The 15,043-nt window shown below is 73.1% G+C and carries 8 protein-coding genes; 2 read left to right on the top strand and 6 right to left on the bottom strand.

Going from position 1 to position 15,043, the window contains the following annotated elements; all coding sequences use genetic code 11:
- Positions 1 to 332: 332 nt before the first annotated feature.
- From ald to OG700_RS31675, 4 genes are all read right to left on the bottom strand, one after another.
- Complete coding sequence (gene ald, locus OG700_RS31690) at positions 333 to 1,448, bottom strand: alanine dehydrogenase (protein WP_405622131.1); 1,116 nt, start codon at positions 1,446 to 1,448, stop codon at positions 333 to 335.
- A gap of 141 nt (positions 1,449 to 1,589) precedes the next feature.
- Positions 1,590 to 3,677, bottom strand: coding sequence for a tetratricopeptide repeat protein (locus tag OG700_RS31685; RefSeq protein WP_405622129.1), 2,088 nt, complete (start codon positions 3,675 to 3,677; stop codon positions 1,590 to 1,592).
- Between the two features lie 1,191 nt (positions 3,678 to 4,868).
- A complete protein-coding gene (locus tag OG700_RS31680; RefSeq protein WP_405622127.1) occupies positions 4,869 to 5,495 on the bottom strand; it encodes an NUDIX domain-containing protein in 627 nt (208 codons plus the stop codon).
- A 111-nt stretch (positions 5,496 to 5,606) separates the two neighbouring features.
- Positions 5,607 to 7,265 carry a CTP synthase gene (locus tag OG700_RS31675; protein WP_405619561.1) on the bottom strand — a complete coding sequence of 553 codons (1,659 nt, stop codon included), beginning with the start codon at positions 7,263 to 7,265 and terminating at the stop codon, positions 5,607 to 5,609.
- A 735-nt stretch (positions 7,266 to 8,000) separates the two neighbouring features.
- Here OG700_RS31675 and OG700_RS31670 point away from each other — a divergent pair.
- Together OG700_RS31670 and OG700_RS31665 are read left to right on the top strand one after the other, a co-directional pair.
- Complete coding sequence (locus OG700_RS31670) at positions 8,001 to 9,809, top strand: glycoside hydrolase family 15 protein (protein WP_405622125.1); 1,809 nt, start codon at positions 8,001 to 8,003, stop codon at positions 9,807 to 9,809.
- A gap of 92 nt (positions 9,810 to 9,901) precedes the next feature.
- A complete protein-coding gene (locus OG700_RS31665; protein WP_405619559.1) occupies positions 9,902 to 11,539 on the top strand; it encodes a PucR family transcriptional regulator in 1,638 nt (545 codons plus the stop codon).
- A 169-nt stretch (positions 11,540 to 11,708) separates the two neighbouring features.
- On the opposite strand, the gene OG700_RS31660 is transcribed toward OG700_RS31665, so the two are convergent.
- On the bottom strand, positions 11,709 to 12,821 hold the full coding sequence (locus OG700_RS31660) for a glycosyltransferase family 4 protein (protein WP_405619557.1): 1,113 nt from the start codon (positions 12,819 to 12,821) through the stop codon (positions 11,709 to 11,711).
- A gap of 482 nt (positions 12,822 to 13,303) precedes the next feature.
- Entirely contained in the window at positions 13,304 to 15,025 is a 1,722-nt protein-coding gene (gene recN / locus OG700_RS31655; RefSeq protein ID WP_405622123.1) for a DNA repair protein RecN, read from the bottom strand.
- Positions 15,026 to 15,043 lie beyond the last annotated feature (18 nt).

Raw genomic sequence — 15,043 nt, 5'->3', positions numbered from 1 at the left:
ATTCACAAGTCGTCTTACCTCCTTGGACGTGACCAGGAACTTATCGATAGGTCAGCGTGGCACCATGCCGACGGTTGGCGACTCTATGGCGTGTCACCACTCCGCAGCAACACAATCCGCCGGACCCGGCCCGATGTGTCGGCAACCGAACACCCTTGTGTCAAGGGCGCACAGCCCTCCGCCGACGCGTTTCACACGGGTGCGAAAGGGTTAAAGGGTTACGTTCGAGGCGAGTTGAACGAGGCCCGGGAAGTGGCGGGACACACAGTCGGCCGGACCTTGCCACGCAAGATCCGGCCGGGGGCGCGAGGTTGACGGACGCCGTTGACGGGTCAGGCGAGAACGGTGGCCAGTTCGGTGTACGCGAGGCCGTGGGCCTCGGCCACGGAAGCGTAAGTGACCTGCCCGTCATGGGTGTTGAGGCCCTTGGCGAGTGCCGGGTCACGGCGCAGCGCCTCGGTCCAGCCGAGGTTGGCGAGGGCCACGATGTAGGGAAGCGTGGCGTTGGTCAGCGCGTAGGTGGAGGTGTTCGGTACGGCACCCGGCATGTTGGCGACGCAGTAGAAGACCGAGTCGTGGATCCGGAAGATCGGCTCGGCGTGGGTGGTCGGGTGCGAATCCTCGAAGCAACCACCCTGATCGATTGCAATGTCGACAAGTACACTTCCGGGCTTCATCTTGGCCACGAGCGCGTTGGTGACCAACTTCGGCGCCTTCGCCCCGGGGATCAGAACGGCGCCGATGACGAGGTCCGCCTCGACGACGGCGCGCTCCAGTTCGTACGCGTTGGAGACGATGGTCTGCACCTTCGTGCCGAAGATTTTGTCGGCTTCGCGCAGCTTGTCGATGTCCCGGTCGAGCAGCGTCACATGGAAGCCCATGCCGACGGCGATCTGGGTGGCGTTCCAGCCCGAGACGCCGCCGCCGATGACGACGGCGCGGCCCGGAGCCGTACCGGGAACGCCGCCGGGCAGTACGCCACGGCCGCCGACGGAGCGCATCAGGTGGTACGCGCCGACCTGCGGGGCCAGCCGGCCCGCGACCTCGGACATCGGGGCCAGCAGCGGCAGCCGCCGGTTCGCGGTCTCGACGGTCTCGTACGCGATGGCGGTGGTGCGGGACTTCAGCAGCGCGTCCGTGCACTCGCGGGAGGCGGCGAGATGCAGGTAGGTGAAGAGGGTCTGGTCCTTGCGGAGGCGGTGGTACTCCTCGGCGATGGGCTCCTTGACCTTCAGCACGAGGTCGGCGGCGGCCCAGACCTCGTCGGCGGTGGGCAGGATCCGGGCGCCGGCGGCGGTGAACTCGGCGTCCGTGATCGAGGAGCCGGCGCCGGCGTCCCGCTCGATGACGACCTGGTGACCGTGGCGCACGAGCTCGTGCACTCCGGCGGGGGTGATGGCCACCCGGAACTCGTTGTTCTTTACCTCGCGGGGGATGCCGACGAGCACGATGATCACGGTCCTTGGCTCAGGGATACTCGGGCAATGCCCCCCAAACCCATACGCCCATGGCGCATCGGAAGGCATCGTTGCCGGTTACGACAGAGCCAGTTTAATGAAGGAGTTCCTGCTGTCTAGCCTTGCAAAGCATCAACCTTCTACCGAGGCGCTACGGATTTCGTAGGCGGAGGGGCCGGTTCCGAGCAAACGATCGGAGGCGTTGCGGTGCAGACGGGCCGCCGTCGGGTCGCCGAGGCGGTCCAGCGTGTCCGCGAGCCTCAGCTCCAGCGCGGCCTGGAGACGGCTGTCGCCGGCCAGCCGGGCCCACTCCACGGCCTCCTGGCAGGTGTGCAGCGACTCCTCGGGACGGCCCGCGTACTCCTGGACCCTGGCCGCCTCGCTGAGCGCGCGGGCCTGGCCGGTGAGATCCCGGAGCCTGCGGTGCCCCGCCGCGGCGGCCCGCCAGTGGCGCAGCGCCTCGCCGTAGCGGCCCGCGTAGGTATGGACGGTGCCGAGCCGTGCGTACAGCCGCGCCTCGTCGGCCCGCTCACCGCGGCTGAGCCGCTGCGCGAGCGCCCTGCCGTACCAGTCGGCGGCGCGGTGCCAGTCCTGGAGTTCCTGGTACGCGCCGCCTACGGATTCCATCGCGCGGCCGGTCGCGTAGTGGTCGTTCGCGGCCCTTCCGGCGTCCAGGGCGGACCGGTAACGGGCCAGCGCGTCGTGCGTACGGCCCGTCCGGGCGTCCAGATCGCCGATGTTGAGCAGCGCGGCGGCCTCCTCGCGGTGCAGTCCCTGGCGCTCGGCGACACCGAGGACGAGCTGGTGGAGCCCGTACAGGTCCGGCGCCGCCGCGTCCGTGCCCTGGTGCGCGGCGAGCGCCCTGACGAGCGCGGCGACCAGCCTGCGGGCGAGGGTGTCCAGCTCGCCGTCGGCCACCGCGAGCCGGGCGCAGGCCAGCAGCGCGGGCCTGCGGGAGCGCAGCCAGTCGGCGGCGGCCGGGGCGGTCGCGAAGCGCACGGCGCGGGGCAGCGCGGCGAGCTTCTTTCGGGCCGGGGAGCCGTCGGGCTCGGTGACGGCCCGGCAGGACTGGAGCAGCCGTACGGTCCGCTCCAGCATCCGGGCCCTGGCGAGCTGCACCTCGGCGGGGCGGTCCGTCGCGTCCATCAGCGCGCGCATCAGGGGGGCGAGGGCGCCGGGGACCTCGAACTGCTCCCCCGCCGGGCGCAGCAGGTGCAGCGCGGCGAGATCGTCCAGCGCCGCCCGCGCGGCGGAGACGGAACAGCCGGCCAGCGCGGACGCGGTGTGGGCGTCGGCGAATCCGGCGGGGGCGAGCGCGAGCAGTCGCAGCATCCCGGCGGTGGAGGGCGGCAGCCCCTCGTACACGAACCGGAAGGCACGCGCCAACGGGCGGGCGCCCTGCGGCTGTTGGGAATCCTCGGGGACGGCGCGCAGCCGCTTGGCGACATCGGCGACCGAGACCATGGGGTGGGTGGCGAGCCAGCCGCCGACGACGGCGAGCGCGGCGGGCTGGCCACCGCACTCCTCCGCCAGGGACTCGGCGGCCTGCGGGTCGACGGTGATCCGTACGGATCCGGTGAAGGTGGCGAGCAGTTCGATGGCCGCCTTGGCGTCCAGGCCACCGATGGTGCACGGGCGGATGTCCGGGATACCGGTGAGCGGGCCGCGGGCGACGGCGACGACGAGGCAGTCCGGGTTCTCGGGGAGCAGCAGGTCGACCTGCTCGGCGTCGTGGGCGTCGTCGAGGAGCAGCAGGACCCGGCGTACGGCCAGCGCCTCGCGCACCATGTCGGACAACTCGTCCTCACCGGCGCCGGGCGGCACGGGGAGGCCGAACTCGCCGAGGAGGTCACGTGCGGTGCGCTCGACGGGGACGGGCTCGCCGCCCGGCTCGGTGAGCCGGATGTGCAGCACCCCGTCCGGATACCGCCGCCCCACCTGCCGCGCCAACTCCCGCGCGAGCGCGGTCCGCCCGGCGCCCCGCTGCCCGGCGATGAGAAGAACCCGGGTATGGGCGGCCTTGCGCCCGCCGATGGTATTGAGCCCGGCCCGCTCGATGTCCCCGTGCAGAGCCTTCAACTCCCGCTGCCGCCCGAAGAACCCGGGCGCGGGGTCGGCCTGCCGGCCGACGGGGGCGGGAGGGCGGGCCGCCGCCCGTACGGTGGGTGCCGGGCCGACTGCCGTCCGCCCGGCACCCACCGCCGACGCACGGTCGCTGATCGACGGACCGGACTCCTTGCCGCCCGCCCCGCCGGGGGCGGCCGTCACCACGCCGGGAGGGCCGGCGGTGGGCGCCGACCGGGCTTCATCGACGGCGTCCGGCGCGGCAATACCCGGACCACCGACCGGCGACCCGCCGAGAGCATCCGTCCCGGCCGGAGAACTGACTTCCGTCACCACGCCCGGAACACCGGCGGTGGGCGCCGACTCGACCGCCACGCGCCCGGCGTCCGACGCGGCGGCGGCCCGACCGCGCGTCGTCCCCCCGGCGGAGGCCACCCCCCGCGCACGGGAGGTGGCAGGCGGACCGGCGGACACCTCAGCGGCCTCCGCCCCCGCAACCGGGCCACCCGTCACCGCGCCGCGGTCGGAGACCCCTCGCGCACCGGCCGTGGTCGGTGCGGCAGTCGGCGACCCCGCGCCGCCGCGCGGACCGGACTTCTTGCGCTTGGCCCTGGCCTGGTCGGGTCCCTCTTCAGCGGGCTCCGGCGCAGCCGGGGTGCCCGACTCCGTCGCCACGTGGCCGGCGTCCGGCGCCGCGGCGGCCCGACCGCCCGTCGTCGCCCCCCTGCCCGGGGCGGCCCCCCGCGCACGGGAGGTGACCGGCGGACCGGCGGACACCTCAGCGGCTTCCGCAGGAGCCACGGAATCGGCCTCCGCCACCGCGCCACGGTCGGAGGCCCGCCGCGCACGGGAGGTCGGCGACCCCGCGCCGGCCCGGGGGCCGGGCTTCTTGCGCCCGGCGGCGACCCGGGCGGGCGGGCTGTCGTCTGGATCCGGCAGCGCCGCATCGACCCGGCGAGCGGCTTCGGGCGGCGCCGGGGCCGGCCCGGCGGGGTCGGCCCCGGCGGCCTCATCGGCGGTGTCCGGCGGCGTGGCCGACCCGCTGTCAGAGGCCGCCCGCGCACGGGCGGTTCGGCGGCGACGCGCGGGGGGAGCCGACTGCCCGTCAGGTGGAGCCGTGTCGGCGGGAGTTGAGGCTCCCGTGCGCGACCCGGCAGGGCCGCCGTCCAAGTCAACCGCCTGGTCCGTCACGGCCACGCTCCTTCCCCTGCCCGTTCGGCGGGGTGCGGACGAATCGAGCCCGGCGGGTGTCCGCACGGGTGATTCGAGCCTAGTTCACGCTGTGCGACGAACCAGGCGGACGCGGCGACAAATCCCCCAATCGGATCAGCAGTTCGTCCTACCGACTCATGACTCGAACGGCCGCGCCGGCCACTCCGCGTCCGCCGGACGCAGCGCGTCCACCCCGTCCCCCGCCAGCGCCGCGGTCAGCGACAGCACCCCCACGACGAGCGCGTTGTTGTGCAGCTCGCCGGCCAGCACGCCCCGTACCAGCTCCGTCAGCGGCACCCGCGCCTGTTCCATGTCCGCCTCCTCCTCGGAGACGTCGAACCGCTCGCCCTCCGCCTCGGACAGCTCGCGGGCCAGGAAGACCCGTACGGACTCGTCGCAGCCGCCCGGCGTCGTGTAGACGTCCGTCAGCACCCGCCAGTCCGCCGCCTTGACGTGCGCCTCCTCGTACAGCTCCCGTTCCGCCGCGTGCAGCGGGTTCTCGCCGGGGATGTCGAGCAGGCCGGCCGGGATCTCCCAGAGCTTCTGGCGCACAGGGTGCCGGTACTGGCGTACGACCAGCACGCGGTCCGAGTCGTCCAGGGCGAGGATCGCGACCGAACCGGGGTGGACCTGGTAGTCACGGCGCGCGACCGAACCGTCGGGCATGACCACGTCGTCCGTACGGACGCTGGTCTTGTTGCCCCGGAACGGCGTCGCCGTGGCCGTGATCCGCCACTCCTCGGGGGTGTCCTTGATCGCCATCGCCATCGAAACGTCCTCCTACACACGCCCGTACAAGCGGAAACCGAGGTACGGATCCCGGTGCCCGGGAGAGCCGTACCTCGGTCAACGTTATCGCCTCGGACCCGCGCCCTACGCGCCCTGCTGACGCTCCACCGCGGCCTTGACCAGGCCCGCGAACAGCGGGTGCGGCCTGGTCGGACGGGACCGCAGCTCCGGGTGCGCCTGGGTGGCGACCAGGTAGGGGTGCACCGTGCGCGGGTACTCCACGTACTCGACGAGCTTGTTGTCGGGCGACGTGCCCGAGAAGACGATGCCCGCCTTCTTCTCCAGCTCCGCGCGGTACGCGTTGTTGACCTCGTAGCGGTGGCGGTGGCGCTCCTCCACGTACGGCTGGTCGTCGTAGACGCCCCGCACGATCGAGCCGTCCACGAGCTTCGCCGGGTACAGGCCCAGGCGCATCGTGCCGCCCAGGTCGCCGGCGCCTTCCACGTAGGCGAGCTGCTCCTCCATCGTGGAGATCACCGGGTGCGCCGTCGCGGCGTCGAACTCCGTGGAGTTGGCGTCCGGGTTCTCCAGGAGGTTGCGCGCGGCCTCGATGATGATGCACTGGAGGCCCAGACAGATGCCCAGCAATGGGATCTTCTGTTCGCGTGCGTACTGGATCGCCCCGACCTTGCCAGTCACGCCGCGCTCGCCGAATCCGCCGGGGATCAGGATGCCGTCGACATCCCCGAGGTGACGCGCCGCGCCCGCCGGAGTCTTGCAGTCGTCGGAGGTGACCCACTTGACCTTCACCCGCGCCCGGTTGGCGAAGCCGCCCGCGCGCAGCGCCTCGGTCACCGACAGATAGGCGTCGGGCAGGTCGATGTACTTGCCGACGAGCGCGACGGTGACCTCGTGGTCGGGGTTGTGGACCCGGTCCAGCAGGTCGTCCCAGACGGTCCAGTCGACGTCGCGGAACGGCAGGTCCAGCTTCCGTACGACGTAGGCGTCCAGGCCCTCGGTGTGCAGCACCTTGGGGATGTCGTAGATCGACTTGGCGTCCACGCAGGCCACCACCGCGTCCTCGTCCACGTCGCACATGAGCGAGATCTTGCGCTTGATCGACAGCGGCACCTCGCGGTCGGCGCGCAGCACGATCGCGTCCGGCTGGATACCGATGCTCCGCAGCGCGGCGACGGAGTGCTGGGTGGGCTTGGTCTTCAGCTCGCCCGAGGGGCCGATGTAGGGGAGCAGCGAGATGTGCACGACGAAGACGTTGTCGCGGCCCACCTCGTGGCGGACCTGGCGGACGGTCTCCAGGAAGGGCTGCGACTCGATGTCGCCGACCGTGCCGCCGACCTCCGTGATGACGACGTCGACGTCGTCGGTCGCCATGCGCCGGATGCGGTGCTTGATCTCGTTGGTGATGTGCGGGATGACCTGGACGGTGTCGCCGAGGTACTCGCCGCGCCGTTCCTTGGCGATGACCGTCGAGTAGACCTGGCCGGTGGTGACGTTGGCCGAGCCGTCGAGGTCGACGTCCAGGAAGCGCTCGTAGTGCCCGATGTCCAGGTCGGTCTCGGCGCCGTCGTTGGTGACGAACACCTCACCGTGCTGGAACGGGTTCATCGTGCCGGGGTCGACGTTCAGATACGGGTCGAGCTTCTGCATGGTGACCCGCAGGCCCCGCGCCTTGAGGAGGGCCCCCAGGCTGGAGGCGGTCAGGCCCTTGCCGAGGGAGGAAGCGACGCCCCCGGTGACGAAGATGTGCTTGGTCGTCGAGGAGGTCGAGGATCGGTTCGGCATGGCCAAGAGGGGGCTCCCGTGGTCGCGGTCTGAGGTGCGTACCGGCGCCCCTGTCCGGTGGATCACCGGTGGGACCGGAGGATCTTCAGGGGGTGCCGTCGCTGCGGTTCGGGGCCCCTGAGAAGCGCTGGGGGGCCATCCGCCCACGGGCCACCAGGGTATCAGCGACGGCAGGGGCACGCTCCCGTCGTCCACGCGCCGGACCCCCGGGACCGGCCGCCGGGCGCACCCCCGGACCCGCCCCGGACCCGCCCTCGCAATCACCCGGCGACAGTCGCGGCACCCGCACGTGCGCCGGGGGCGCGGCGGGAACCTGCCGGGGGCGATTTTCGGCCACCTCACCGTCGGCACCGGCGACCGCCCCGGACCGGTCCAAGATCACAGATTGATCACCGGTGAGACCTCAGGATCTGCGCACGGTCAACACATGATCACCTCAGGGTCCCCGGTCGGCCCGGCCCCCGGTCGGCGCTCAGTCGTCGCCCCGTCACCGCACGTCATCGCCAGGTGCGACGGCCGGGACTGTGTCACCCTGGGGCCACTCGTTCGGCTCATTCATATTGCCGGGACACCTGCGCGGATCCCCGACGTGCGTCGTATCCTGCTCGGACATTCGCTGCCGAGTCCGGCCGGCAAACGGCACCACCCCCGCCCGTGTTCCCGGAAAAAGAGCTCGTCAACGACCCTTGACCGCAGTAAGCGCCCCGAGGGGCGAACGTGGCCGTTCGACTGGAGATGCACGTGGCCGGGCGCATCGAGGATTACGCACTCATCGGAGACATGCAGACCGCTGCCCTGGTCTGCCGGGACGGCACAGTCGACTGGCTGTGCCTGCCCCGCTTCGATTCGCACGCCGTGTTCGCGGCGCTGCTGGGAACCGACGAACACGGTTTCTGGCGGCTCGGACCGGCCTCCCCGGCGGGAGCCGAACCACCGCGGGCCGACCGGCGCCGTTACGTGGGCGACTCCCTGATCCTGGAATCGGAGTGGGACACGCCGCGCGGCACGGTCAGAGTGACCGATTTCATGCCCCCGCGTGACGGCGCGCCGCAGCTGATCCGGATCGTGGAGGGCATCAGCGGCCGGGTGCCCATGCGCTCCGCGCTGCGGATGCGTTTCAGCTACGGCCGGGTGGTGCCCTGGGTGCACCAGGTCGACAACCGCACCGTCGCCGTCGCCGGGCCGGACTCGATCTGGCTCGACACCGAGGCGGACACGTACGGCAAGAACCTGACGACGTACTCGGACTTCACCGTGGCGCCGGGCGACCGCGTCGCCTTCACCATCAGCTGGCAGCCCTCGCACCGGCAGCCGCCCGCGCTGCCGGACCCCGAGGGGTCGCTGACCCTGACGTCGGACTTCTGGCGGGAGTGGGTCGAGCACTGTACGTACCACGGCCCCTACCGCGAGGCCGTCGTCCGCTCGCTGATCACGCTCAAGGCCCTGACGTACGCGCCGACCGGCGGCATCGTAGCCGCGCCCACGACGTCGCTGCCCGAGGAGATCGGGGGCGTACGGAACTGGGACTACCGCTACACCTGGCTGCGCGACGCCGCCATCACCCTCTCCTCGCTGCTGCGCACCGGCTACCGCGAGGAGGCCCGCGCCTGGCGCGAATGGCTGCTGCGGGCCGTCGCGGGCGACCCCGAGAATCTCCAGATCATGTACGGGATCGCGGGCGAGCGTGAGCTGGGCGAGGCGGAGCTGGACTGGCTGCCGGGTTACGAGGGGTCGGGCCCCGTCCGGGTCGGCAACGGCGCGGCGCACCAGCTCCAGCTCGACGTGTACGGCGAGGTCACCGAGGCGCTGCACCTGGCGCACATGACGGGTCTGGCGCGCAACGACTACGCCTCGCTGCTCCAGCTCAAGCTGATCGAGTATCTGGAACGCCACTGGGACCAGCCGGACGAGGGCATCTGGGAGGTGCGCGGACCGCGCCGCCACTTCGTGCACTCGAAGGTGATGGCCTGGGTCGCGGTCGACCGGACGATCAAGCTGATCGAGTCCGGCGACGCGGACGGTCCACTGGAGCGCTGGCGCGAGATGCGCGACGACATCCACCACGACGTGTGTGAGAAGGGTTACGACAAGGAGCGCAACACCTTCACGCAGTCGTACGGCTCCAAGGAGCTGGACGCCTCGCTCCTGCTGATCCCGCAGATGGGCTTCCTGCCGCCGGACGACAAGCGCGTCATCGGCACCATCGAGGCGATCCAGCGCGAGCTGTCCACGGAGGACGGCTTCGTCCTGCGCTACCCGACCTCGGGCGAGGACGCGGGCGTGGACGGCCTGGAGGGCGACGAAGGCGCGTTCCTGGCCTGCTCGTTCTGGCTGGCCGACGATCTCGCGATGATCGGCCGGGTCGACGAGGCCCGGAAGCTCTTCGAGAAGCTGCTGGCGCTCCGTAACGATCTGGGGCTGCTGGCCGAGGAGTGGGACCCGCGGCTGAAGCGGCAGGTCGGCAACTTCCCGCAGGCGTTCAGCCATGTGCCGCTGATCGACACGGCGCTGCGTCTGACGGCTTCGGGGGCGTACGGGGGCTGAGAGGCCCCGGGCGGGGCTTCCCGTACGCCGCACGGCGGCCCGCGCGGGTCCGGGGACGGACGCGGAGGCGCGGGCCGGGTAGCGTCCGGAGCATGGACGAACAGGCCGGAATCAGCGTGCGGCGGGCCCTTGAGCTGCCGGGACTCCGTGGCGGGCTCCCGGAGGTCGTCGTGGGGGCCGACCGGCTGCACCGCACCGTGCGCTGGGTGCACGCGGGCGAGGTGCCGAACATCGCGTCCCTCCTCAAGGGCGGCGAACTGCTGCTCACCACCGGCATAGGTCTGGGCGCCCGCCCCGCCGAGCAGCGCGCCTTCGTGCGCGGGCTCGCCGATCGCGGGATCGCGGCGCTGGTGGTGGAGCTGGGGCCGCGGTTCGGGCGGCTGCCCACCGCGGTCGTCGAGGCGGCGCGGGCTGCCGGGCTGCCGCTGGTGCAGCTGCACCGTGAGGTGCCGTTCGTCTCGGTGACCGAGGAGATCCACACCGAGATCGTCAACGGGCACTACGCGCTGCTGCGGCAGGCCGAGGAGGTCCACCGGCGGTGCACGGACGCGCTGCTCGACGGCGGTGGCGTCCCCCAGGTGCTGCGCATCCTCGCCGACTTCGCAGGCAACCCGGTCTTCCTGGAGACCGCCGACGGACAGCTCCTGTACGCGGCGGCCGGCGCGTCGGGGGCCGCCCCGCCGACGGCCGCTGAGCCGCTCCAGGTCTGGGCGGGGCTGCGCGCGCAGCGGGCCGACCGCGAGGCGGGTCCGCCGGCGGGCACGGTGCTGGTGGACGTACCCGGTGGCGGGCACGGGGCCGGTTCGGTACGCGCCCGGCTCGTCCTGCCTCCGGTGGCGACCCCGCTGCTCCCGGTGCACCGGATGGCGGCCGAGCGGGCGGCGGGCATCCTCGCGGTCGTCCTGATGCAGGCCCGCCAGGAGGACGAGCTGGCCGCACGCGGCCGGGGCGACTTCCTCACCGACCTCGCCGAGGGCCGGATCACGGCGGACGACGCGCCCGCGCAGGCCGCGGTGCTGGGCTTCAGGCCGGGCCACGGGCCGCTGCTGCCGGTGGTGATGCGGCTGGGCCCGGAGCCGGCCCCGCCGGGCAACTGGGCGCCGCTGGCGCGGGCCGTGCTGGAGGAGCTGTCGTCGGTGGGGGTGCCGGTACTGCTGGGCGTACGTCCCGTGGAGGGCCGGGTCCCGCTGCTGCTCGCGCTGCGCTCGGAGTCCGAACGCGCGTCGGTGGCCGACCGGGTGGCCGCGGCGCTGCGGGCGGGCGTGGAACGGGCCGGTCTCGAACGTCCGGGCGGCCCGCGGCCGGTGGTGGTCGTCGGGGTCCCGGGCGGCTGGGCGGCGGCGAGCGCGGGCCTGCGGCACGCGGCGGAGACCGCGGCGGCGGCGCGGGGCCTGCCGGAGCGGCCGTGGCACGACGCCCGGCGGCTGGACATCGACCTGCTGCTGTGGCGGCTGCGGGACCATCCGGACCTGTCGGCGTTCGTGGACCGCGCGATCGGCCCGCTGCTCGCCCACGACCGCGCGTCACGCGCCCCGCTGCTGCCGACGCTGGCGACGTTCCTGGACCACGCGGGCCGCAAGGCGGAGACGGCGCGCGAACTGCATCTGAACAGACAGACGCTCTACAACCGGCTGGCCCGCATCTCCGAACTGCTCGGCACGGACCTGGACGACCCGCAGACGGTCCTGGCCCTGAGCCTGGCGCTACGCGCCCGGCGCCACGTCGGCTGAGTGGGGTGAACGCCGGGCCGGGCGGCAGCGCCTGCCGCGCTCACGCCCCGCCGGGCCCGCGTTGCGCGGCTCTTTCGTCCGGCGATTGAGGACGAACCGGCCACCGGACGGACCCCACCCGGCCGGCACCAGGTGCCACAAGCCCGAAGAGTCACCGGACAGGCCGCGTTCAGCGCAGCGGTGACGGTTGCGTCAACTCGTCGTAGACGCTCAGGACGTGGGCGATCGTGTCGTCCTCCGTCGGCCACGTCGCCGCCCGCACCCGCCCCGCCGCCGCGAGTTCGGCCCGCCGGTCGGGGTCGGCCAGCAGGCGGGTGACCGTGTCCGCGAGGGCGGTGGCGTCGCCGTACGGGATCAACTCCGCCGCTTCGCCGACCAGTTCGGGTAGTGCGCCGACCGCCGTGGCGACCAGGGGGACACCGAGCCGCAGCGCCTCCTGGGCCAGCGGCGAGCGGGCCTCCCAGCGGCTGGGCAGCAGCGCGATGTCCGCGGCGGCGAGGAGTTCGGTGACGTCGTCGCGGCGGCCGACGAGGCTGACCGGCAGGCCCTCGTCGTCGATCCGCCCCTGGAGCACGGCCCGTTCGCGGCCCTCGCCAGCGATGACGAGGAGCGGTACGGGGTCGAGGCCGCGCCACGCCCTCGCGGCGTCCAGCAGTGTGCCGTGTCCCCGGTCCGGTACGAGGCTGCCGACGGCCATCAGCAACGGCCGCCCCACCGCGCCCAGTTCGGCGCGGGCCTTGCCGTCCTCGTCGTGCACGGCGTCGTCGCCGAACGCGGGGGCCGGCCGGCGCGGGGCCGGTACCGCGACCGTCGCGAGGCGCGCGTCGCGGGCGCCGCGCCTGCGGGCCCGGTCGACCAGTTCGGACGATGCGCCGAACACAACGGCCGCCGCCCTGACGGCCCTTCGTTCCAGCAGCCGCAGCAGATGGCCGCGTGGCCCGTCCGCGTACACACGGGTGTGCCAGGTGACGACGAGCGGCACCCGCTGCCCGCCGAGGGCGACCGCCGCGCGTACGGCGGCGTGCAGTCCGTGCGCGTGCACCACGTCGGCGCCGGCACAGGCGGCCCGCAGTGCCCCGAGGGAGACGGGGTCGCCGCGCCGGGCCACCGGCACGTGGTCGGCGCCGCAGCCCCGGAAGTCGTAGATCCGTTCCAGCGAGTCCGGCGCGCAGACGCTGACCCGTACGCCCCGGGCCACGAGCCCCGCCGCCAGCGACCGGACGTGCGCGCTGCTGGCCGCGCTGCCACCGCCGAGCACTTGGACCGTACGCAGCTGTGTCACGTGGCCGAGGCTCCTGTTCCGGTGGTGTGTGCTGCGCCAAGGATGCCAGCCGGTACGGACCTTCCGGCACCGAGGGGGCGTCGCGGGTGTGTCGATCGGCGCGGCTCCCCGACCGGCGTCACTCACACGAGTGACCTCACGGCGCGCACCGCGTACGGTACCGCCGCGAGAGTGGCCCTTGTGTGAGTGACCGGACCGGTCCGACCGGGTCGGCCCGGTGGCGGTTCGTCCTCAAACGGCCTGACAAGCTTACGCGTTCTGTCCTCAAACGGCCTGACAAGCTTACGTGTTCTGTCCTCAAACGGCCGGACAGGCTAACGTGTTCTGTCCTCAAACGGCCGGACAGGCTAACGTGTTCTGTCCTCAAACGGCCGGACAGGCTTGAAATGCCCGCCGGACGGGCCGCACACTCGGCCCGTCCGGCGATCGAGGGCAAGCGCGGCCCACGAGCCCGGCAACCCCGTCGACGCTCCCCGGAACGCCTACGCGTCCGCGCGGGCCGTCGCGAGCAGTTCCTCCGCGTGGGCGCGGGCCGTCTGCGAGTCCTCCTGGCCCGCCAGCATCCGGGACAACTCCCGTACGCGGTCCTCGCCTTCGAGGACCGTGACGCCGGAGCGGGTCACCGAGCCGTCGTTCGTCTTCTCCACCAGCAGTTGCCGGTCGGCGAAGGCGGCGACCTGCGGCAGGTGCGTCACGACCACCACCTGCGCCGACTTGGCGAGCTTCGCGAGCCGCCGGCCGACCTCGACCGCCGCCTTGCCGCCGACGCCCGCGTCGACCTCGTCGAAGAGATACGTCGGCACCGGATCCGACCCGGCGAAGACGACCTCGACCGCGAGCATCACGCGGGAGAGTTCGCCGCCGGACGCGCCCTTGGCGATCGGCCGCGGCTGGGCGCCGGGGTGCGGGGCCAGCAGCAGTTCGACCTCGTCCGCGCCGGACGGGCCGTACGCCACGGGACGGCCGTCCACCTCGACACCGGCCGGGTCGTCGGTCTGGCTCACGGCGAACGAGACGCGTGCGTGCGGCATCGCGAGGGACGCGAGTTCGGCGGTGACGGCTTCCGCGAAGCGTGCCGCCGCCTCCGTCCGGGCATCGGTCAACGCCTGCGCCAGAGACGACAGTTCACTCAACAGGGTGGCGTGCTCGGCCGTCAGCTCGCCGATCCGGTCGTCGTCGCCTTCGAGTTCGGTCAGGCGTGCCGCGTTCTCCTGGGACCAGGCCAGCACGCCGGCGATGTCCTCGCCGTACTTGCGTGTCAGACCGGTGAGCGCGGCCCGCCGCTCCTCGACCACCGCGAGCCGCCGCGGGTCGGATTCCAGATTGTCGGCGTAACCGGCGAGTTCACCGGCCACGTCCGCCAGCAGGATCGCGATCTCGCCCATCCGGTCGGCGAGCGCGGCCAGGGCGGGGTCGTGGGACCGTACGGCCTCCAGGGCCCGTCCCGCGCCGCCGACGAGCGTCGTCGCGTCGCCGCCCTCCGCGGGGTCCTCGGGCTCGCCGACGAGCGCCGCGTGCGCGACGGACGCGGCGGACGCCAACGCCTCGGCGTGGCCGAGCCGTTCGGCCTCGGCGGCCAGTTCGGTGTCCTCCCCCGGCAGGGGTTCGACGGCGGCGATCTCGTTCAGGCCGAACCGCAACAGGTCGGCCTCCTGAGCGCGTTCGCGGGCACGGGTGGTCAGCTCCGCCAGTTCGCCGGCGACCGCCCGCAACCGCCGGTAGGCGTCCGTGTACTTGGCGAGCGGCGCGGCGACCGCGTCCCCCGCGTACCGGTCGAGCGCCCCCCGCTGCCGCGCGGGCCGCAACAGGCCCTGCTGGTCGGTCTGGCCGTGCACGGCGACGAGGTCGTCCGCCAGCTCGGCCAGCACACCCACCGGCACGGAGCGCCCGCCGATGTGGGCGCGCGAGCGCCCCTCCGCCGAGACGGTCCGGCTGATCAGCAGCGCGCCGTCGTCGAGTTCGGCGCCGGCCTCCTCGGCGCGCCGGGCCGCCGGGGCGTCGGCGGCCATGGTGAGCCGCCCCTCCACCACCGCGGCCTTGGCACCGATCCGCACCAGGGCGGCGTCGGCGCGACCGCCGAGCAGCAGCCCCAGGCTGGTGACGACCATGGTCTTGCCCGCGCCTGTCTCGCCGGTCACCGCGGTGAACCCCGGCGACAGCTCGACCACCGCGTCGTCGATGACCCCGAGCGACCGTATCCGCATCTCCTCCAACACGGACAC

The organism is Streptomyces sp. NBC_01508 (assembly GCF_045040315.1).
In the GTDB taxonomy this organism is placed as follows: Bacteria; Actinomycetota; Actinomycetes; order Streptomycetales; family Streptomycetaceae; genus Streptomyces.
This window is presented reverse-complemented; position numbering and strand designations above follow the sequence as displayed.

Coding starts and splice junctions, on each gene's coding strand:
- OG700_RS31680 (WP_405622127.1), bottom strand. CDS start 5,495: ATGGCGATCAAGGACACCCCCGAGGAGTGGCGGATCACGGCCACGGCG.
- OG700_RS31675 (WP_405619561.1), bottom strand. CDS start 7,265: ATGCCGAACCGATCCTCGACCTCCTCGACGACCAAGCACATCTTCGTC.
- OG700_RS31670 (WP_405622125.1), top strand. CDS start 8,001: ATGCACGTGGCCGGGCGCATCGAGGATTACGCACTCATCGGAGACATG.
- OG700_RS31665 (WP_405619559.1), top strand. CDS start 9,902: ATGGACGAACAGGCCGGAATCAGCGTGCGGCGGGCCCTTGAGCTGCCG.
- recN (WP_405622123.1), bottom strand. CDS start 15,025: ATGCGGATACGGTCGCTCGGGGTCATCGACGACGCGGTGGTCGAGCTG.